Here is a 19,134-nt window from a genome sequence, read left to right as displayed (position 1 = left end):
AGATCTGCCATGACTGACCAGCAGAACAACGGCGCCGCCGACGACAATTCCCCGCAATTCTCCCTGCAGCGCATCTACGTGCGCGACCTGTCCTTCGAGGCGCCGAAGAGCCCGCAGATCTTCCGTCAGCAGTGGGAGCCGAGCGTCTCGCTGGACCTCAACACCCGCCAGAAAGCTCTGGAAAGCGATTTCCACGAAGTGGTGCTGACCCTGTCCGTGACCGTCAAGAACGGTGAAGAAGTGGCCTTCATCGCCGAAGTGCAGCAGGCCGGTATCTTCCTGATCAAGAACCTCGACGCGGCCTCCATGAGCCATACCCTTGGTGCGTTCTGCCCGAACATTCTGTTCCCGTATGCTCGCGAGACCCTGGACAGCCTGGTGACCCGTGGTTCGTTCCCGGCGCTGATGCTCTCCCCGGTCAACTTCGACGCCTTGTACGCGCAGGAAATGCAGCGCATGCAGGAAGCCGGCGAAGCGCCGACCATGCAGTAATCGCTGTAAAAAAAAAAACGCAAAGGGCGACTTCGGTCGCCCTTTTTTTGTCGGTGAGTTCCCGGTTCGCGGGTTTGCCCCCGAACAGGCTGGGCATCAACTGCCGGCAAAGCCCTGCTGGCGCCACGCCTCGTAGACGGTTACCGCCACGGTGTTGGACAGGTTCAGGCTGCGGCAGCCGGGCCGCATGGGCAGGCGCAGGCGCTGCTGCGCAGGCAGGCTGTCCAGCACCTCGGTGGGCAAGCCCCGGCTCTCGGGGCCGAACAGAAAGGCATCGCCCGGTTGGTAATCGACCTCGTGGAAGGCATGCGAGCCTTTGGTGGTAAAGGCGAACAGTCGCGGCTGGCCGAGGCTCTCCAGGCAGTCAGCCAGGCTCTGGTAGCGCTTGAGCGTGGCATACTCGTGGTAATCCAAACCTGCCCGGCGCAAGCGCTTGTCGTCCAGCTCGAAGCCCAGCGGCTCGATCAGGTGCAGGGCGCAGCCGCTGTTGGCGCAGAGGCGGATAATGTTGCCGGTATTCGGCGGAATCTCTGGTTGAAAGAGGATGACGTGAAACATGCACGGCTCCAGGCGTGAAGATGACGAGCATTCTACCCTCGAACCCGACCTGCGTTCGAAGGCTTGGCCACGCGTGCTGTTGTCCCTGGCAATCGTCGGCATGATGGTGGGGTTGATGATCGGACGCCTGACTGCGCCCCAAGAGCGGGTGCTCGAACAGGTGGAAGTGGTGCAGGACGGCCTGGATTTGTGGTTCAACAACGAGCCCAAGCTGCACGGTGAAACGGTGCAGGGCACGGTGGCTGTTGTGTTCCAGGCCGAGGGCCAGCCCCAGCGAGGCCAGTTGCAAGTGCAAGGAAAGCCGGCTGGCTGGCGGTTACAGAACAGCGAGGAAGGTTTGTTGCTGACGGTGGTCGCCGCGCGCCCTCTGCACGGCGAGTGGAGCGGTGCACAGGACGCTGGGCGCTGGCGGGTGCAGGTGAGGCTGCACGAATAAAAGAGGGGATATCCCGGCCTGCCTGTACCGAGGTCCCCGAAACTGGAGATATCTGTCTTATTGCAGATGCCGTGCCAGTTTCTGAACCTACAGAAACGCTGGGTATTGAGCGGTTTTGGCGGGGTTTTTCGAGATTTTGTGCCTCGGTGCGGTGCAGAGGGCACAGGATCGGTGCAGATGGAGCCTTTGGGGCTGCTGGGGGCCGCGGTGCGGCCCCACAATAAATGGCGGATTCAGCGAGGATCAATGATCGTCGCCATCTTCCTCATCCCCGCCGTCGACGCGCATTCCCAGCTCCTTGATCTTGCGTGTCAGGGTATTGCGTCCCCAGCCCAGCAGCACGGCGGCATCCCGGCGGCGGCCTGCGGTGTGCTTGAGGGCGGTCTCGATCATGATGCGCTCGAAGCTCGGCACGGCGCTGTCGAGCAGGTTCGACTGGCCGCGGGCCAGGGCCTGGTCGGCCCACTGGCGCAGGGCCTGTTCCCAGTTGGTGACCGGCGCCGAGTCCTGCGGCAGGTTGAGCAACTCCGGCGGCAGGTCGCCGATCAGCACTTCGCGGCTGGAGGCCATGACGGTGATCCAGCGGCAGGTGTTCTCCAACTGGCGGACGTTGCCCGGCCAGGGCAGATTGCGCATGAACTCTTCGGTTTCCGGCTTGAGCAGCTTGGGCTCGACGGCCAGTTCCTTGGCGGCGCGGCCAAGGAAGTGCCGCGCCAGGGCAGGGATGTCCTCGCGCCGATCGGCCAGGCGCGGAATATGTATGCGGATCACGTTCAGGCGGTGGAACAAGTCTTCGCGAAACTTGCCGGCCTGCACCAGCGACTCCAGATTCTGGTGGGTCGCGGCGATGATGCGCACGTCCACCTTGACCGGCACATGACCACCCACCCGGTAGAACTCGCCGTCGGCCAGGACCCGCAGCAGGCGGGTCTGGGTGTCGGCGGGCATGTCGCCGATCTCATCGAGAAACAACGTACCGCCATCGGCCTGCTCGAAGCGGCCGCGGCGCAGGTTGGCGGCCCCGGTGAAGGCGCCCTTCTCGTGGCCGAACAGTTCGGATTCCATCAAGTCCTTCGGGATTGCCGCCATGTTCAGGGCAATGAAGGGTGATGCCGCCCGCGGACTGTGGCGGTGCAGGGCGTGGGCGACCAACTCCTTGCCGGTACCGGACTCGCCGTTGATCAGTACCGTGATGTTGGAATGGCTGAGGCGACCGATCGCGCGGAACACCTCCTGCATCGCCGGCGCCTCGCCGATTATTTCCGGCGTGCGGGCCAGGCTTGTCGGCACATCGAGTGCCTGTTGCTCCTGGGCGTGCTGATTGGCGCGCTTGACCAGCGAGACCGCATCGTCCACGTCGAACGGCTTGGGCAGGTATTCAAAGGCGCCACCTTGGTAGGAGGCGACGGCGCTGTCCAGGTCCGAATGGGCGGTCATGATGATGACCGGCAGGCGCGGGTGTTGCTCGCGGATCTGTGCAAGCAGGTCCAGGCCGCTGGTGCCGGGCATGCGGATGTCGGAGATGATCACGTCCGGTTGCTGGCGGGCCAGGCGGCCCATGACGCCATCGGCGCTGTCGAAGCTCTGGGTGGTCATGCCTTCTTGCTGCAGGGCTTTTTCCAGGACCCAGCGGATGGAGCGATCATCATCGACGATCCAGACGGTTTCACTTCGGCTCATGAGGCGGTGGCTCCTTGTTCCAGGGGCAGGTAGATCGAGAAGGTGGTGTGGCCGGGGTGGCTGTCACATTCGATCAAGCCCTGGTGCTGGCTGATGATGTTCTGAGTGATGGCCAGGCCCAGCCCGGTGCCGTCCGGGCGGCCGCTGACCATGGGGTAGAAGAGGGTGTCCTGCAATTGCACAGGGATGCCCGGGCCGTTGTCGGTGATCTCGACCCGCGCGACCAAGCGATGGCGCACATGGCCAATGGTGAACTGGCGCACCGCGCGGCTGCGCAGGGTGATGCGGCCCAGGCGCAGGTCGTTCTGGCTGGCAATCGCTTGCATGGCGTTGCGCACGATGTTGAGCACCGCCTGGATCATCTGTTCGCGGTCGACCAACACATCCGGCAGGCTCGGGTCGTAGTCGCGCACCAACGTGATGCCGCCCTGGCTTTCGGCTTCGACCAGGCTGCAGACCCGCTCCAGCACTTCGTGGATGTTGGTCATGGCCAAAGATGGCAGTTTGTTGGAGCCGAGCATGCGGTCGACGAGGTTTCGCAGGCGGTCGGCCTCCTCGATGATCACATTGGTGTAGTCGCGAAGGTCGTCATGCGGCAGCTCCCGGGCCAGCAGTTGCGCCGCCCCGCGGATGCCGCCGAGGGGGTTCTTGATCTCGTGAGCCAGGCCGCGTACGAGCAGCTTGGTGGTTTCTTGCTTGCTCAGCTGGGCTTCTTCCTTGGTGATGCGCAGCAGGCGGTCACGGGGGTGGACCTCCAGCAGTAGTAGGGTCTGGCCCTGGTGCAGGATCGGTGTCACGGCGTAGTCGACGGTGATGCTCTGGCCGGTCAGCGAGGTCAGTTGCGCTTCGCGTTTGGTGAACGGGTGCGCCTGCTCCACGGCCAGGCGCAGAGAGTTGAGCGCTTCGGCCGACTCGGTGAACAGCTCGCTGATGAATTGCCCGTGACTGCGCTGACCACTGACCGCTAGCAGCATTTCGGCGGCAGGGTTCATGTACTCCAGGCGCAACTCGGCATTGAGCAGGAGCGTGGCGGTGGTCAGGTTGTCGAGGAGCAGTCGGTGCTGTGCATCGCTGATGGTCATAAGGCTTCGTCGACCTCTTTTGGCGCTTGCCAGGCACTGTTTTGGAAGGGCCGGGCGCGGGATGGATCCGCGGGTGCGATTCCGTCCTATACAAAATGCAAGAAACAAACCAAAGCTCTGAAAAGATGCGGTATTTACCGATAAAGGCCTGAATTTGCGCGAATCCGGACCAGAAACTCTGGGTGAAGCGTTTTATTTGAACCAGATTGGGGAACAGTCTGCGGTTAGGCGCACTGGCGTGCACCAAGATAGAGCATAGCGTGGTGGGGAAGGTTTCTGCGTGGGCAGAAACGAAAACGGCCTCCCGAGGGAGGCCGTCTTTGATCATGTCATCGGCGCGAGGCGCCGATCAGATCAGCAGCTGTAGTACAGCTCATATTCCAGCGGGTGAACGAAGGTACGGACCTTGATCTCTTCCTCGCTCTTCAGCTCGATGAAGGCATCGATGAAGTCGTCGGAGAAGACGCCGCCCTTGGTCAGGAACGCACGACCTTTGTCCAGCTCTTCCAGGGCTTCTTTCAGGCTGCCGCAAACCTGTGGGATGTCCTTGGCCTCTTCAGGCGGCAGGTCGTACAGGTTCTTGTCGGCAGCATCGCCTGGGTGGATCTTGTTCTGGATGCCGTCCAGGCCGGCCATCAGCAGGGCTGCGAAGGCCAGGTACGGGTTGGCCGATGGGTCCGGGAAGCGCGCTTCGATACGGCGGGCTTTAGGGCTGCCGACGTAAGGAATACGGATCGAGGCGGAACGGTTGCGAGCCGAGTAGGCCAGCATGACCGGGGCTTCGAAACCTGGGACCAGACGCTTGTAGGAGTTGGTCGACGGGTTGGTGAAGCCGTTCAGGGCCTTACCGTGCTTGATGATGCCGCCGATGAAGTACAGGGCGGTGTCGGACAGACCGGCATAGCCTTCGCCGGCGAAGGTGTTCTTGCCGTCTTTCCAGATCGACATGTGCACGTGCATGCCCGAGCCGTTGTCGCCGTACAGTGGTTTCGGCATGAAGGTGGCGGTGCGGCCGTAGGCATCGGCAACGTTGTGCACGACGTACTTCAGGGCCTGTACTTCGTCAGCCTTCTTAACCAGGGTGTTGAACTTGACGCCGATTTCGTTCTGGCCGGCAGTCGCCACTTCGTGGTGGTGAACTTCGACGGTCTGTCCCATTTCTTCCAGTGCGTTGCACATGGCAGTACGGATTTCGTGGTCGTGGTCGAACGGTGGGACCGGGAAGTAGCCGCCTTTGACGCCTGGACGGTGGCCTTTGTTGCCGCCTTCCACGTCAGCGCCAGTCATCCACGAGCCTTGCTCGGAGAAGATCTTGAACATCGAGCCGGAGATGTCCGACTGGAACTTCACTTCGTCGAAGATGAAGAACTCAGGCTCTGGGCCTGCGAATACGGTGTCACCGATGCCGGTGCTCTTGAGGTACTCTTCGGCGCGCTTGGCGATCGCACGTGGGTCGCGGTCGTAGCCCTGCATGCTCGAAGGGTCGACGATGTCGCAGGTCAGGATCAGGGTCGGCTCTTCGGTGAACGGGTCCAGTACGGCGGTTTCATCGACCGGCATCAGGATCATGTCGGAGGCTTCGATGCCTTTCCAGCCAGCGATGGAGGAACCGTCGAACATCTTGCCGACTTCGAAGAAGTCGTCTTCCAGCGCATCGCGCGCCGGCATGGTCACGTGGTGCTGAGTGCCTTTGGTGTCCGTGAAACGCAGATCAATCCACTTGACGTCATGATCTTTGATGAGTTGAACCGACTTCGACATAGTGTCCTCCGGATGGTCTAGGGCGCGGTGGGCCGCTGCCCTGGAAAAAGGGTGTCGCCGGGCGCGGATAGTCGGCCAAGCTTGCCTGCCTCACAAGGGAGCAAATTGCATGCCAGTGCCCGAAAATGGCGAAGGCGGGACAAAAGGGGGCGGTTACAGGCAATTGGAGCCCCCGGTGCGGCGAGAAATGCACTCTTGCGAGGCGTGTTTTTAAGTGCGCGCACCAAATGTGTGCATTCTTTGGGTGGCGTGTTTCCCTTGAGGTCCGTTCGCGACTAAAAGCGCTCCTGCAAGGGGCGCACACCGGCTGCAATTCATGCTGACCCTGGCGGCAGGGGCATTACCCCAAAAGGGGCAGCACAGGCAGCGCAAAATGCGCCTTCGGCAATATCTGGAAGCTTCTGATCAAAAGTTGCTCAAAGCTTGAGCAATTTCCGCTATAATTCGCGCCCCTCATTTTCGGCAGGCCCGGTGCGCGCTGTTAAACCAATGAAACTTATCGTCAAAGTCTTCCCAGAGATCACCATCAAAAGCCGGCCGGTGCGCAAGCGTTTCATCCGCCAGCTCGGCAAGAACATCCGCGTCGTGCTCAAGGATCTGGATCCTGAGCTCGCGGTCGATGGCGTCTGGGACAATCTCGAGGTGGTCACCCGCGTCGAGGACGAGAAGATCCAGCGCGAGATGATCGAACGCCTGACCTGCACGCCCGGGATCACCCACTTCCTGCAGGTGGAGGAGTATCCGCTGGGCGACTTCGACGACATCGTCGCCAAGTGCAAGCACCACTTCGGCCACCTGCTGGCCGGCAAGCGCTTCGCCGTACGCTGCAAGCGCGGTGGTCACCACGACTTCACCTCCATGGATGTCGACCGTTATGTCGGCAGCCAACTGCGCCAGCAGTGCGGCGCCACCGGCATCGACCTCAAGACCCCGGAAGTCCTGGTGCGCATCGAGATCCGCGATCAGCGCCTGTACGTGATCCATAACCAGCACCAGGGCATCGGCGGCTATCCGCTGGGCGCTCTGGAGCAGACCCTGGTGCTGATGTCCGGTGGCTTCGACTCCACCGTCGCGGCCTACCAGATGATGCGCCGTGGCCTGATGACCCACTTCTGCTTCTTCAACCTTGGCGGCCGTGCCCACGAGCTGGGTGTGATGGAAGTCGCCCACTACCTGTGGAAGAAGTTTGGTAGCAGCCAGCGCGTGCTGTTCATCAGCGTGCCGTTCGAGGAAGTGGTCGGCGAGATCCTGAACAAGGTCGACAACAGCTACATGGGCGTGACCCTCAAGCGCATGATGCTGCGCGCCGCCGCACGTATGGCCGACCGCCTGGAAATCGAGGCGCTGGTCACCGGCGAGGCGATCTCCCAGGTTTCCAGCCAGACCCTGCCGAACCTGTCGATCATCGACTCGGCTACCGACAAGCTGGTGCTGCGCCCGCTGCTCGCCAGCCACAAGCAGGACATCATTGACACCGCTTATCAGATCGGAACCGCCGAGTTCGCCAAGCACATGCCTGAATACTGCGGCGTGATCTCGGTTAACCCGACCACCCATGCCAAGCGCCACCGCATGGAGCACGAAGAGAAGCAATTCGACATGGCGGTGCTCGAGCGAGCCCTGGAGCGCGCTAAGTTCATCTCGATCGACCACGTCATCGACGAGCTGGGCAAGGACATCGAGATCGAGGAAGTGGCCGAGGCCTTGCCAGGCCAGATCGTTCTCGACATTCGTCATCCCGATGCCCAGGAAGACGAACCCCTGGTGATCGACGGCGTCGAAGTCCAGGCCATGCCGTTCTACGCGATCAACAGCAAGTTCAAGCATCTGGATGCCAACCGCCAGTACCTGCTGTATTGCGACAAGGGTGTGATGAGCCGTCTGCACGCACACCACCTGCTCAGTGAGGGACATGCCAATGTGCGTGTTTATCGTCCGGCATAAGACGCCAGGGCTGTATGGCGGCAGCATCCGCCATCGCCCTCCCGACCATCGGGCCCGCTGAACCTCAAACCGTACATATTCGCCGCCTACACTGGCGGCAACCGAATCCTCTGATCGAGATACAGTTGTGATCGAAAATCTGCGTAACATCGCCATCATCGCCCACGTTGACCATGGCAAAACCACCCTGGTCGACAAACTCCTGCGCCAGTCCGGCACCCTGGAGCGTAACGAGCTCAACGACGAGCGCGTTATGGACTCCAACGATCAGGAAAAAGAGCGCGGCATTACCATCCTGGCGAAGAACACCGCCATCCGCTGGAACGACTACCGCATCAACATCGTCGACACCCCTGGCCACGCCGACTTCGGTGGCGAGGTCGAGCGTGTGATGTCGATGGTCGACTCCGTGCTGCTGCTGGTCGACGCCCAGGACGGCCCGATGCCCCAAACCCGTTTCGTGACCAAGAAAGCGTTCGAAGCCGGCCTGAAGCCGATCGTCGTGATCAACAAGGTCGACCGTCCGGGCGCGCGTCCTGACTGGGTTCTGGACCAGATCTTCGATCTGTTCGACAACCTCGGCGCCACCGACGACCAGCTGGACTTCCAGGTGGTCTACGCCTCGGCCCTGAACGGCATTGCCGGCCTGGACCACACCAACATGGCCGAAGACATGACCCCGCTGTACCAGGCCATCGTCGACCACGTGCCGGCACCGACCGTCGACGTCGACGGCCCGTTCCAGATGCAGATCTCCGCACTGGACTACAACAGCTTCCTGGGCGTGATCGGCGTTGGTCGTATCGCCCGTGGCCGCATCAAGCCGAACACCCCGGTCGTCGCCATCGACACCGAAGGCAAGAAGCGCAACGGTCGTATCCTCAAGCTGATGGGTCACCACGGTCTGCACCGCGTTGACGTCGAAGAAGCCACCGCCGGCGACATCGTCTGCATCAGCGGCTTCGACGAGCTGTTCATCTCCGACACCCTGTGCGACATGAACCACGTCGAAGCGATGAAGCCGCTGACCGTCGACGAGCCGACCGTTTCGATGACCTTCCAGGTCAACGACTCGCCGTTCTGCGGCAAGGAAGGCAAGTTCGTAACCAGCCGTAACATCAAAGAGCGTCTGGACAAAGAGCTGCTGTACAACGTTGCCCTGCGCGTTGAAGAAGGCGACTCGGCCGACAAATTCAAGGTTTCCGGTCGTGGTGAGCTGCACCTGTCGGTTCTGATCGAAACCATGCGTCGCGAAGGTTTCGAAATGGCCGTGGGCCGTCCTGAAGTGATCATCCGCGAAGTCAACGGCGTCAAGCAGGAGCCGTTCGAAAACGTCACCATCGACATCCCTGAAGAATCCCAGGGCAAGGTCATGGAAGAAATGGGTCTGCGTAAAGGCGACCTGACCAACATGGCGCCGGATGGCAAAGGCCGTGTGCGTCTGGAGTACAACGTTCCGGCCCGTGGCCTGATCGGTTTCCGTAACCAGTTCCTGACCCTGACCAACGGTGCGGGCATCCTGACCTCGATCTTCGATCGCTACGACACCATGAAGCCAGGCACCATGTCGGGTCGTCTGAACGGTGTTCTGGTTTCGATCGAGACCGGCAAGGCCCTGACCTACTCGCTGGAAACCCTGCAGGCTCGCGGCAAGCTGTTCATCGAGCACGGCCAGGACATCTACAACGGTCAGATCATCGGCCTGAACAGCCGTGACAACGACCTGGGCGTGAACCCGACCAAAGGCAAGAAGCTCGACAACATGCGTGCTTCGGGCAAAGACGAAGTCATCGCTCTGGTTCCACCGGTTCGCCACACCCTCGAACAGGCCCTGGAATTCATCCAGGACGACGAGCTGTGCGAAGTCACGCCGAAGTCGATCCGTCTGCGCAAGAAGATCCTCGACGAAGGCGAGCGTACCCGCGCTGCCAAGAAAGCCAAGGCTTGATGTACTAGCCTGAGCTGAACGAAAACGCCCCCGGTCGAAAGGCCGGGGGCGTTTTTGTTTGTCTGATGTTCTTGTGCTGCCCGCGCTGTCGGCAAGCCCGCGCCCACAAGGATTGCAATGAGCGCTGTGGGGGCGGGTTCAGCCGCGAACAGGTCGTTACAGGCAAACGATCAACGGGTGGTCGCCTTGGGCTTGTAGGCGCAATACCCTGGTCGCGGCCCGATTTTCGGATGATTGCGGCAGGTGTCCGGGCGCTTGTCATAGATGGTGCATAGCCGGCTCTTGCGATCCAGGTACAGGCAGTCATCGTTGCTCATTCGGGTCAGGGTGAAGATTCCCGACTTCTGGTTAAAGCGCTCGATGATGCCGTCCTTCTGCAGGCGCTTGGCGATGTTCTTCGGGGGTTCGTCCTTTTCGAACTCGTCCACCACGCCGATGCGGATCAGGTCCTTGATCTTGACCTCCACCGGCAGGGTGCAGCAGGTCGAGTGGCAGCCCCCGCACATATGGCTGGCATAGCGTTGCCAGGTTTCCAGGCGGTCGACTTCGGCGGCGGCGATCAGGGTCGGTTTCATCGTTGTGTGGGCGTATCACAGTTGGGGCGCGCGATAATACCGGAGTTGTTCAAATTGTGAACAACCTTTCGCCCGAATCGCCGAGTGGATGTGAAAACCGCGAACCCATGCTGTCGCTCTGTGTCGAAGCGTCTAGGCTGAACAACCTGTGCTTTCGTCAAACTTGCCCGAGGATGCCGCATGTCCCAGGAACCCAAAGCGCGTGATGCAGAAGTGGCTGAGTTCCGCGCCGCTGTACTGGCCAAGCTGACCTACGCGGTCGGCAAGGATCCGGAGCATGCCTTCGATCACGATTGGTTCGAAGCCATTGCCCTGGCTGCCCGCGACCACATGGTCGATCATTGGATGGACCACACCCGCCAGGCGTATCGACGCAGCCAGAAGCGGGTCTATTACCTCTCGCTGGAATTTCTCATCGGCCGGCTGCTCTACGACAGCCTGAGCAACCTCGGTCTGCTGGACATCGCCCGTGAGGCCCTCGAAGGCCTGGACGTAGACCTCGAACGCATCCGCCTGCTCGAGCCGGATGCCGCGCTGGGCAATGGCGGCCTGGGGCGGCTGGCGGCCTGCTTCATGGAGAGCATGTCGACCTTGGGGATTGCCGCCCATGGTTACGGCATCCGCTACGAACATGGTCTGTTCCGCCAGGCCATGGTCGATGGTTGGCAGCAGGAGCAGACCGAGAACTGGCTGGATTTCGGCAACCCTTGGGAGTTCGAGCGGGCCGAGGTGATCTACCCGATCAGCTTCGGCGGCAGCGTCGAGACGGTGCAGGACACCCACGGCCAGCCGCGCCAGGTCTGGTGGCCGGGCGAGACGGTGCGGGCGGTGGCGTACGACACGCCGGTGGTCGGCTGGCGCGGGGCCAGCGTCAACACGCTGCGCTTGTGGCGCGCCCGGGCACTCGAAGAGCTGCACTTGGAGCGCTTCAATGCCGGTGACCATTTGGGCGCTGTGGCCGAGGTGGCACGGGCCGAGAGTATCTCGCGGGTGCTGTACCCGGCCGACAGCACCGAGGCGGGCCAGGAACTTCGCCTGCGCCAGGAGTACTTCTTCGTGTCGGCCTCCCTGCAGGACCTGTTGCGCCGCCACTTGAACATGCATGACAACCTGCTCAACCTGCCGGACGCGGCGGCCATCCAGCTCAACGACACGCACCCATCCATCGCTGTGGCCGAGTTGATGCGCCTGTTGGTGGATCAGCACGAGATCCCCTGGGATACCGCCTGGGAGCTGACCGTCAACACCCTGGCCTACACCAACCACACCCTGCTGCCCGAAGCCCTGGAAACCTGGCCGGTGGCGTTGATGGAACGCATGCTGCCACGGCACATGCAGATCATCTATCTGATCAACGCCTACCACATCGATGCGCTGCGGGCCAAAGGCCTGCACGACTTCGATGTGCTGCGGGCGGTGTCGCTGATCGAAGAGGACAACGGCCGTCGGGTGCGCATGGGTAACCTGGCCTTCCTCGGCTCACACAGCGTCAACGGCGTGTCGGCCCTACATAGCCGGCTGATGCGCAGTACGGTGTTCGCCGAGCTGCACAAGCTCTACCCGCAACGGATCAACAACAAGACCAACGGCATCACCTTCCGACGCTGGCTGTACCAGGCCAACCCGCAGCTCACCGCGATGCTGGTCGAGGCGCTGGGCCCGGAGGTGCTGGACGACCCGGAAGGCAGGCTCAAGGCGTTGGTGCCGTTTGCCGAGAAGGCGACCTTCCGCAAACAGTTCGCCGCCCAGCGCCTGCACAGCAAGCGGGCGCTGGCCAGCATCATCCAGGATCGGGTCGGGGTCACGGTCGACCCGCAGGCGCTGTTCGACGTGCAGGTCAAGCGCATCCACGAGTACAAGCGCCAATTGCTCAACCTGCTGCACACCGTGGCCCTGTACCAGGCCATGCGCGCCGAGCCCGGGACCGACTGGGTGCCGCGGGTGAAGATCTTTGCGGGCAAGGCTGCGGCCAGCTATCACCAAGCCAAGCTGATCATCAAGCTGGCCAACGACATCGCCCGGGTGGTCAACAACGACCCGACCGTGCGCGGCCTGCTCAAGGTGGTGTTCCTGCCCAACTACAACGTGAGCCTGGCCGAGAGCATCATTCCGGCAGCCGATCTTTCCGAGCAGATCTCCACGGCCGGCTATGAGGCTTCCGGCACCAGCAACATGAAGTTCGCCCTCAACGGCGCGCTGACCATCGGCACCCTCGACGGCGCCAACGTGGAGATGTGCGAGCAGGTGGGAGGCGAGAACATGTTCATCTTCGGCCTGACCGCCCAGCAGGTGGAGGAGCGGCGGCGCTCCGGTGACTTTGGCGCCGGCGCTGCGGTCTCGGCGTCCAGCCGCCTGGCCGATGTGCTGCAGGCGATCCGCAGCGGGGTGTTCTCGCCGGATGATCCGGCGCGATACACCGGGCTTGTGGACGCGCTGGTGGCCTACGACCGCTTCTTGGTGTGCGCCGATTTCGATGCGTACTGGGACGCCCAGCGGCGGGTCGAGGCGTTGTGGCATGCGCCGCAGGACTGGTGGCGCATGGCGGTGCTCAACACGGCGCGCATGGGCTGGTTCTCCTCGGACCGGACCATTCGCGAATATGCCAGCGAGATCTGGAAGGCATTGGACTGAGGTGACGCCATTCGCGGGTAGACCGCCCCCACGGGGGCATCGCAGGCCTGGGGGGAATGCGGTCCTTTGGGAACCGGCCCGCCCGCGCATGGACCCTAACGCCGACCACCGGCCTGGCGAGGGCTGAACTACCCACCTATTGTGCCGTCTGAGAGCCGTGGCGAGTCTCATCGCTCGCTAGCCCGCAACTCTCCCTGTAAACTGCGGGGGTTTTTCTCCCCCTTTCCATTTCGGAGCCATACATGTCCCGCGTTACCCTGAGTCGCTATCTGATTGAGCAGACCCGCAGCAACAATACCCCTGCCGATCTGCGCTTCCTGATCGAAGTGGTGGCGCGTGCGTGCAAGGAAATCAGCCACCACGTTTCCAAGGGCGCCCTGGGCGGTGTCCTGGGCAGCATGGGCACCGAAAACGTGCAGGGCGAAGTGCAGAAGAAGCTGGACGTCATCTCCAACGACATCCTGCTCGAAGCCAACGAATGGGGCGGCCACCTGGCCGGCATGGCCTCCGAGGAAATGGACAACGCCTACCAGATCCCGGGCAAGTACCCTAAAGGCGCCTACCTGCTGGTCTTCGACCCGCTGGACGGTTCGTCGAACATCGACGTCAACGTTTCGGTCGGCACCATCTTCTCGGTACTGCGTTGCCCTAACGAATACCTGAGCCAGAACGAAACCCTCAACGAAAAAGCCTTCCTGCAGCCCGGCACCCAGCAGGTCGCCGCCGGTTATGCCATCTATGGCCCGCAAACCATGCTGATCCTGACCCTGGGCAATGGCGTCAAGGGCTTCACCCTGGATCGTGAACTGGGCAGCTTCGTCCTGACCCACGAAAACATCCGCGTACCGGAAACCACCGCCGAGTTCGCCATCAACATGTCCAACCAGCGTCACTGGGAAGCCCCGGTCCAGCGCTACGTGGGCGAGCTGCTGGCTGGTGAGACCGGTCCGCTGAAGAAAAACTACAACATGCGCTGGATCGCCTCGATGGTGGCCGATGTGCACCGCATCCTGACCCGTGGCGGCCTGTTCATGTACCCACGCGATGCCCGCGAGCCGAGCAAGCCGGGCAAGCTGCGCCTGATGTACGAGGCCAACCCGATGTCGTTCATCATCGAGCAGGCTGGCGGCGCGTCCACCAACGGTTACGATCGCATCCTCGACATCCAGCCAGAGAGCCTGCACCAGCGTGTGTCGGTGATCCTCGGCTCGAAGGAAGAGGTCGAGCGCGTCACCGCCTACCACAAGGAGTAAGTCATGCTCGCACCTTGGCAGCCGTTACTGGAATGGTGGTTCGGATGGGGTAGCAGCCCCCAGGCCGTGGCTGACGAGAAGAGCTCGCTGTGGTTCGGCAAGCACCATGACGATGAAGCCCGCGAGTACTTCGGCGAGCTGGTCGAGCATGCCCTGGCCGGCGGCCTGGACGAGTGGCAGCAAAGCCCCCAGGGTTGGCTTGGCCTGCTCCTGCTGCTCGATCAGCTGCCGCGCATGATCTACCGTGACACGCCGCGCGCCTTCGATGGCGACCGTCGTGCCCAGGTGGTCGCCATGCAGGGCCTGCAGAAGGGCTGGGACTACCAGCTGCTGCCGATCCAGCGTGTGTTCGTGCTGCTGGTGCTGGAGCATGCCGAGGTGCTGGACTGGCAAAACCTGTGTGTCGAGCGTTACCAGATGCTGCTCGACGAGCAGCCCGAGGCCAATGCCCGGTTGTTCGAGGGTTTCCTCGATTATGCCGAGCAGCACCAACGGGTGATCGCTCGCTTCGGTCGCTTCCCCCACCGTAACCTGGTGCTGGGCCGACCGAGCACCAGCGAAGAAATGGACTTTCTGCTGGAGCCGGGTTCGCGTTTCTAAGCATTTGAATCGATTGCGGGGCAGTTCGCTCCCACGCTTGTCGTGGACGTGAACGGCCCCGCAATCGTTTCCGCTGTGATCCGCGTCTCACGGCGCGCGCCAGCCGACCAATGGCGTAGGGTGAAAACCAGGGGAGCAGGGAACCGAGGCGGCTTTTTGTCTTCTAAGCTGTCTGCAGGCCACCATGCCTGTGCCTTCATCTCCAGGAGTGTCCCTTCATGTCGTTGCGTTCCCTCGCCCTGTTGTCCTTGTGCGTCGTCCTGACCGCTTGCAGCAAGATCAACCAGGAAAACTATTCCAAGCTCAAGACGGGCATGAGCAAGGCTGAAGTGGAGCAACTGCTCGGCACCCCGGCCGAGTGTTCGGGCGCGTTGGGCATGAGCAGCTGCACCTGGGGGGACGAAAAGAGCTTCATCAGCGTGCAGTATGCGGCGGACAAAGTCCTTATCTATTCCGGGCAGGGTCTCAAATGAAGCGTTTGCACCTGCTGTTGGCGTTCTGCGCGGTGGTCCTCCTGGGTGGCTGCGCCACTTCGGCGACCGATCCTCTGGTGCCCAAGACTGCCGGAAACATCGACCTCAAGCGCTATGAAGGCAAGTGGTTCGAGCTGGCACGCTTGCCGATGCTGTTCCAGCGTGACTGTGCCCAGTCCGAAGCTCACTACAACCTGCGGCCCGATGGCACGATGGGTGTGCTCAACCGCTGCCGCATGTTCGATGGCGAGTGGCTGCGCGCCGAAGGTTCGGCCTGGCCGCAGGAGCCGGGGCACAATGACCGGCTGTGGGTAGAGTTCAACAATTGGTTCACGAAGCTGGTGCCGGGCGTGGCCAAGGGCGAGTACTGGGTGCTTTATGTGGACGAGCGCTACCGCACGGCGATTGTCGGCAGCCCGGACCGCAAGTACCTGTGGCTGCTCTCGCGAACCCAGACCCTGCCGGCGGTGGAGCGCGAAAGCCTGTTGGCCAAGGCGCGTCAGCAAGGCTATGACACTACCCGCCTGATCTGGCGTGCCTCGGACAAGCAGATAGTCGCTTCGCACTGAGTCAGGCAGGTAGAACGCAATCGCGGCGGTCCGGCATTACGGAGCGCCGCGATTGCGTTTGGGCAGGTGAGGGATCAGTCCAGCAACTGACGCAGTACCTCCATGAACGCTCGAGCGCTCGCTTGTTCCTGCGCGTGGCGGCCCTGGCGCACAACCCATTGCCCATTGACCATCACGTCACGCACCTGGCGATCGCCCCCGGCGAACAGCCAGCGATTGAGGATCCCATCACCGTTGGCTGTGGCGAGGTAGGGGTCCTGTCCATCCAGCACCAGCCAATCGGCGCGTTTGCCGACAGCCAGCTCGCCGACCGCCTGGCCCATCGCTTGGGCGCCGCCGACCAAGGCTGCGTCGTACAAGGTACGACCGACCATTGGCTGGTCGCCGCGATACAGCCGGTTGCGGCGCTGGTCACGCAGGCGCTGGCCGTATTCCAGCCAGCGCAATTCCTCCACGACGCTGAGTGACACATGGCTGTCCGAGCCGATGCCCATGCGCCCACCTTGGGCCATGAAGTCGACGGCGGGGAATATGCCGTCGCCCAGGTTGGCTTCGGTGGTCAGGCACAGGCCGGCCACGGCATGGCTGCGGGCCATGGCGCTGACCTCGTCGGCCTCGGCGTGAGTGGCATGGACCAGGCACCAGCGCGCGTCTACCTCGACATTCTCATAGAGCCACTGCAAGGGACGGCGACCACTCCAGGCCAGGCAATCGTCGACTTCCTTCTGTTGCTCGGCGATATGGATGTGCACGGGGCACGCCTGGTCGCCGGCAGCCAACACTTCGGCGATCTGCTGCGGCGTGACTGCGCGCAGGGAGTGGAAGCACAAACCCAGGCGCTGGGCTGGCTGGGCCGCCAGGTGCGGGGCGAGGCGCTCCTGCAGACGCAGGTACTGCTCGCTGGAGTTGATGAAGCGGCGCTGGCCCTGGCTCGGCGCCTGACCGCCGAAGCCTGCGTGGCTGTAGAGCACAGGCAGGAGGGTCAGGCCGATACCCGTGTCGGCGGCGGCGGCGCTGATACGCAGCGACAGCTCGCCCGGGTCGGCGTAGGCGTGGCCGTTGTGGTCGTGGTGGACGTAGTGGAACTCGGCGACCGAGGTGTAACCGGCCTTGAGCATCTCGATGTACAGCTGGCGGGCGATGACCTGCACTTGCTCGGGGGTAATGCGCCCGACCAGACGGTACATCAGGTCGCGCCATGTCCAGAAACTGTCGTTAGGGTTGCCAGCCACTTCCGCCAGGCCTGCCATCGCACGTTGGAAGGCGTGGGAGTGCAGGTTCGGCATGCCCGGCAGCACCGGACCACCCAGGCGCTCGGCGCCTTCGGCCGAGGCGTCGGCCTCGACATGGGTCAAGCGGCCATCCTCGGCAACTTCCAGGCGGACATTGCTGGCCCAGCCAGTAGGCAGCAGGGCGCGTTCGGCGAAAAAGGCAGGCATCGGGGAAAATCCTGTTATTGTTTAACTTGTATATACATATACAGGCGTTTGCCTGCCGGGTAAACTGCGGCAAGCTACCGCTCAATCAAATTGCACAAGGATTCAACGCCGTGCCGACACCTCCTGTCTCCGCGCTGGTTGCCCAGATGGGCGAAGGGCCGGCGCCGCTCTACGCCCGGGTCAAGCAGATGATCGTCCAGCAGATCGAAAACGGCAGTTGGCCGCCGCATCACCGGGTACCGTCCGAGAGCGAGCTGGTCAGCCAACTGGGCTTCAGCCGCATGACCATCAACCGTGCCCTGCGCGAACTCACCGCAGAAGGGCTGCTAGTGCGCATGCAGGGCGTGGGCACGTTCGTCGCCGAGCCCAAGACCCGTTCGGCGCTGTTCGAGGTCAACAACATCGCTGACGAGATCGCCGGCCGTGGTCACCAGCATAGCTGCCAGGTCATCCGCCTCGCCGAGGAGACCGCCGGTTCCGAGCGTGCCCTGGCCCTGGACATGCGCGAAGGCCAGCGGGTCTTCCATTCGCTGATCGTGCACTACGAGAACGGCGTGCCGGTGCAGATCGAAGATCGCTACGTCAATGCTCAGATCGCCCCGGACTACCTCAAGCAGGACTTCACCCAGCAAACGCCCTATGCCTACCTGTCGCAGGTCGCGCCACTGACCGAGGGTGAGCACGTGGTGGAGGCGATCCTCGCCGAACCCGAGGAATGCCGATTGCTGCAAATCGAGCAAGGTGAGCCTTGCTTGCTGATTCGCCGCCGCACCTGGTCCGGTCGCCAGCCGGTGACTGCGGCGCGGCTGATCCACCCCGGTTCCCGTCATCGCCTCGAAGGACGATTCAGTAAATGACTCATTTGCAGTTGCTGCGCGCCAAAGATTACCCGCGCATGCCTTGGAAGAACGGTGGCGGTTTCACCGAAGAGATCACCCGCGACGCCGGCGAAGGCCTGGATGGCTTTGGCTGGCGTTTGTCGATCGCCGACATCGAGGAGTCTGGCGGATTTTCCACCTTCGCTGGCTATCAGCGGATCATCACCGTGCTTCAAGGCGATGGCATGCGCTTGCTGGTCGATGGCCAGGCCAGCCGGCCGCTGCTGCCGTTCGACGCCTTTGCTTTCAATGGCGAGAGCCAGGTCGGTTGCAAGCTGCTCGGTGGCGCGATCCGCGATTTCAACCTGATCTACGCGCCGCAACGCTACCGCGCGCGGTTGCAGTGGTTCGACGGCACCAGCCGGATATTCAGCTCGGCCTCGACGGTGTTGCTGTTCGCCGCCAGCGGGCATGTGGAGGTGACGGCGTCGGGACAGCCCAAGCAGCAGCTCGGCTTGTATGACTGCTTGCACCTGGAAGGCAATGACGGATTGCTCGGGTTGGATGTGCAAGGGCGATTCTGCCTGATCGAATTGATGCCGCGTTAAATCCGGCATTGTGAAAAGGGGCTGCTGCGCAGCCTGATCGTGGGTTTTTCCTGCGGTTGGGTCGTGCAGCGGCCCTTTTTGTTTTTCGGCTTCCCGAGGAACGGTACGAAAAATTTGGTTGTCCATGCTTGTACATACAAGTAAAGGTGTGTTTGTATATTCACATCGACACACCGCCGTCGACCTGACCGCAGAGGACATTCCCGTGACCGACAACAACAAATACCGTGACGTAGAAATCCGCGCCCCGCGTGGCAACAAGCTGAC

General features: G+C 62.3%; 17 protein-coding genes. 11 read left to right on the top strand and 6 right to left on the bottom strand.

Going from position 1 to position 19,134, the window contains the following annotated elements; translation table 11 throughout:
- Nucleotides 1-9 precede the first annotated feature (9 nt).
- The gene (gene secB, locus HMPREF3173_RS04310) at nt 10-492 is read left to right on the top strand and encodes a protein-export chaperone SecB (protein WP_043212546.1); all 483 of its coding nucleotides are present in this window, start codon (nt 10-12) and stop codon (nt 490-492) included.
- Between the two features lie 96 nt (nt 493-588).
- On the opposite strand, the gene trmL is transcribed toward secB, so the two are convergent.
- Entirely contained in the window at nt 589-1,050 is a 462-nt protein-coding gene (trmL, locus tag HMPREF3173_RS04305) for a tRNA (uridine(34)/cytosine(34)/5-carboxymethylaminomethyluridine(34)-2'-O)-methyltransferase TrmL (RefSeq protein WP_043212548.1), read from the bottom strand.
- On the opposite strand from trmL, the gene HMPREF3173_RS04300 reads away from it, so the two are divergent.
- Entirely contained in the window at nt 1,049-1,486 is a 438-nt protein-coding gene (locus HMPREF3173_RS04300) for a hypothetical protein (protein ID WP_070571684.1), read from the top strand. The genes trmL and HMPREF3173_RS04300 overlap by 2 nt on opposite strands.
- 243 nt (nt 1,487-1,729) lie before the next feature.
- Here the strand turns inward: HMPREF3173_RS04300 and ntrC are convergent, their stop codons facing one another.
- The 3 genes from ntrC to glnA all read right to left on the bottom strand — a co-directional run bounded on the left by ntrC (nt 1,730) and on the right by glnA (nt 6,009).
- Nucleotides 1,730-3,166 (bottom strand): nitrogen regulation protein NR(I), encoded by a 1,437-nt coding sequence (gene ntrC / locus HMPREF3173_RS04295; protein WP_043212552.1) that lies wholly within the window; start codon nt 3,164-3,166, stop codon nt 1,730-1,732.
- Nucleotides 3,163-4,248, bottom strand: a complete 1,086-nt coding sequence (glnL, locus tag HMPREF3173_RS04290) for a nitrogen regulation protein NR(II) (protein ID WP_070571683.1) — start codon at nt 4,246-4,248, stop codon at nt 3,163-3,165. The genes ntrC and glnL overlap by 4 nt, the downstream gene beginning before the upstream one ends.
- Before the next feature lie 354 nt (nt 4,249-4,602).
- The gene (gene glnA, locus HMPREF3173_RS04285; protein WP_070571682.1) at nt 4,603-6,009 is read right to left on the bottom strand and encodes a type I glutamate--ammonia ligase; all 1,407 of its coding nucleotides are present in this window, start codon (nt 6,007-6,009) and stop codon (nt 4,603-4,605) included.
- Nucleotides 6,010-6,498: 489 nt separating this feature from the next.
- Between glnA and thiI the strand changes: the two genes are divergently transcribed.
- Together thiI and typA are read left to right on the top strand one after the other, a co-directional pair.
- Nucleotides 6,499-7,953: a tRNA uracil 4-sulfurtransferase ThiI gene (thiI, locus tag HMPREF3173_RS04280; protein WP_043212559.1), complete on the top strand. Its 1,455-nt coding sequence runs from the start codon at nt 6,499-6,501 to the stop codon at nt 7,951-7,953.
- Nucleotides 7,954-8,080: 127 nt separating this feature from the next.
- Nucleotides 8,081-9,901: a translational GTPase TypA gene (gene typA, locus HMPREF3173_RS04275; protein WP_043212561.1), complete on the top strand. Its 1,821-nt coding sequence runs from the start codon at nt 8,081-8,083 to the stop codon at nt 9,899-9,901.
- A 170-nt stretch (nt 9,902-10,071) separates the two neighbouring features.
- On the opposite strand, the gene HMPREF3173_RS04270 is transcribed toward typA, so the two are convergent.
- The gene (locus HMPREF3173_RS04270; RefSeq protein WP_043212564.1) at nt 10,072-10,476 is read right to left on the bottom strand and encodes a YkgJ family cysteine cluster protein; all 405 of its coding nucleotides are present in this window, start codon (nt 10,474-10,476) and stop codon (nt 10,072-10,074) included.
- Between the two features lie 180 nt (nt 10,477-10,656).
- Here HMPREF3173_RS04270 and HMPREF3173_RS04265 point away from each other — a divergent pair, with 180 nt between their 5' ends.
- The 5 genes from HMPREF3173_RS04265 to HMPREF3173_RS04245 all read left to right on the top strand — a co-directional run bounded on the left by HMPREF3173_RS04265 (nt 10,657) and on the right by HMPREF3173_RS04245 (nt 16,002).
- On the top strand, nt 10,657-13,107 hold the full coding sequence (locus HMPREF3173_RS04265) for a glycogen/starch/alpha-glucan phosphorylase (protein WP_070571681.1): 2,451 nt from the start codon (nt 10,657-10,659) through the stop codon (nt 13,105-13,107).
- A 242-nt stretch (nt 13,108-13,349) separates the two neighbouring features.
- Nucleotides 13,350-14,360 (top strand): class 1 fructose-bisphosphatase, encoded by a 1,011-nt coding sequence (locus HMPREF3173_RS04260; protein ID WP_013974568.1) that lies wholly within the window; start codon nt 13,350-13,352, stop codon nt 14,358-14,360.
- Nucleotides 14,361-14,363: 3 nt separating this feature from the next.
- Nucleotides 14,364-14,960, top strand: a complete 597-nt coding sequence (locus HMPREF3173_RS04255; RefSeq protein ID WP_070571680.1) for a DUF924 family protein — start codon at nt 14,364-14,366, stop codon at nt 14,958-14,960.
- 218 nt (nt 14,961-15,178) lie between these two features.
- Complete coding sequence (bamE, locus tag HMPREF3173_RS04250) at nt 15,179-15,433, top strand: outer membrane protein assembly factor BamE domain-containing protein (RefSeq protein ID WP_043212571.1); 255 nt, start codon at nt 15,179-15,181, stop codon at nt 15,431-15,433.
- A complete protein-coding gene (locus HMPREF3173_RS04245; RefSeq protein ID WP_070571679.1) occupies nt 15,430-16,002 on the top strand; it encodes a lipocalin family protein in 573 nt (190 codons plus the stop codon). Before bamE ends, HMPREF3173_RS04245 begins: the two co-directional genes overlap by 4 nt.
- 74 nt (nt 16,003-16,076) lie before the next feature.
- On the opposite strand, the gene HMPREF3173_RS04240 is transcribed toward HMPREF3173_RS04245, so the two are convergent.
- The gene (locus HMPREF3173_RS04240) at nt 16,077-17,441 is read right to left on the bottom strand and encodes a formimidoylglutamate deiminase (RefSeq protein WP_070571678.1); all 1,365 of its coding nucleotides are present in this window, start codon (nt 17,439-17,441) and stop codon (nt 16,077-16,079) included.
- A gap of 146 nt (nt 17,442-17,587) precedes the next feature.
- Here HMPREF3173_RS04240 and hutC point away from each other — a divergent pair, with 146 nt between their 5' ends.
- Both hutC and HMPREF3173_RS04230 read left to right on the top strand, forming a co-directional pair.
- Nucleotides 17,588-18,298 (top strand): histidine utilization repressor, encoded by a 711-nt coding sequence (gene hutC / locus HMPREF3173_RS04235; RefSeq protein WP_177343683.1) that lies wholly within the window; start codon nt 17,588-17,590, stop codon nt 18,296-18,298.
- Nucleotides 18,295-18,867 carry a HutD/Ves family protein gene (locus HMPREF3173_RS04230; protein WP_070571677.1) on the top strand — a complete coding sequence of 191 codons (573 nt, stop codon included), beginning with the start codon at nt 18,295-18,297 and terminating at the stop codon, nt 18,865-18,867. Before hutC ends, HMPREF3173_RS04230 begins: the two co-directional genes overlap by 4 nt.
- Nucleotides 18,868-19,134: the final 267 nt, after the last annotated feature.

Origin of the sequence: Pseudomonas sp. HMSC08G10, assembly GCF_001808425.1 — a bacterium.
Classification (GTDB): domain Bacteria; phylum Pseudomonadota; class Gammaproteobacteria; order Pseudomonadales; family Pseudomonadaceae; genus Aquipseudomonas; species Aquipseudomonas guariconensis.
The sequence above is the reverse complement of the archived record's forward strand: the minus strand, read 5'-3'. Positions and strand labels throughout refer to the sequence as shown.

Coding starts and splice junctions, on each gene's coding strand:
- secB (WP_043212546.1), top strand. CDS start 10: ATGACTGACCAGCAGAACAACGGCGCCGCCGACGACAATTCCCCGCAA.
- HMPREF3173_RS04300 (WP_070571684.1), top strand. CDS start 1,049: ATGCACGGCTCCAGGCGTGAAGATGACGAGCATTCTACCCTCGAACCC.
- trmL (WP_043212548.1), bottom strand. CDS start 1,050: ATGTTTCACGTCATCCTCTTTCAACCAGAGATTCCGCCGAATACCGGC.
- ntrC (WP_043212552.1), bottom strand. CDS start 3,166: ATGAGCCGAAGTGAAACCGTCTGGATCGTCGATGATGATCGCTCCATC.
- glnL (WP_070571683.1), bottom strand. CDS start 4,248: ATGACCATCAGCGATGCACAGCACCGACTGCTCCTCGACAACCTGACC.
- glnA (WP_070571682.1), bottom strand. CDS start 6,009: ATGTCGAAGTCGGTTCAACTCATCAAAGATCATGACGTCAAGTGGATT.
- thiI (WP_043212559.1), top strand. CDS start 6,499: ATGAAACTTATCGTCAAAGTCTTCCCAGAGATCACCATCAAAAGCCGG.
- HMPREF3173_RS04270 (WP_043212564.1), bottom strand. CDS start 10,476: ATGAAACCGACCCTGATCGCCGCCGCCGAAGTCGACCGCCTGGAAACC.
- HMPREF3173_RS04265 (WP_070571681.1), top strand. CDS start 10,657: ATGTCCCAGGAACCCAAAGCGCGTGATGCAGAAGTGGCTGAGTTCCGC.
- HMPREF3173_RS04260 (WP_013974568.1), top strand. CDS start 13,350: ATGTCCCGCGTTACCCTGAGTCGCTATCTGATTGAGCAGACCCGCAGC.
- HMPREF3173_RS04255 (WP_070571680.1), top strand. CDS start 14,364: ATGCTCGCACCTTGGCAGCCGTTACTGGAATGGTGGTTCGGATGGGGT.
- bamE (WP_043212571.1), top strand. CDS start 15,179: ATGTCGTTGCGTTCCCTCGCCCTGTTGTCCTTGTGCGTCGTCCTGACC.
- HMPREF3173_RS04245 (WP_070571679.1), top strand. CDS start 15,430: ATGAAGCGTTTGCACCTGCTGTTGGCGTTCTGCGCGGTGGTCCTCCTG.
- HMPREF3173_RS04240 (WP_070571678.1), bottom strand. CDS start 17,441: ATGCCTGCCTTTTTCGCCGAACGCGCCCTGCTGCCTACTGGCTGGGCC.
- hutC (WP_177343683.1), top strand. CDS start 17,588: ATGGGCGAAGGGCCGGCGCCGCTCTACGCCCGGGTCAAGCAGATGATC.
- HMPREF3173_RS04230 (WP_070571677.1), top strand. CDS start 18,295: ATGACTCATTTGCAGTTGCTGCGCGCCAAAGATTACCCGCGCATGCCT.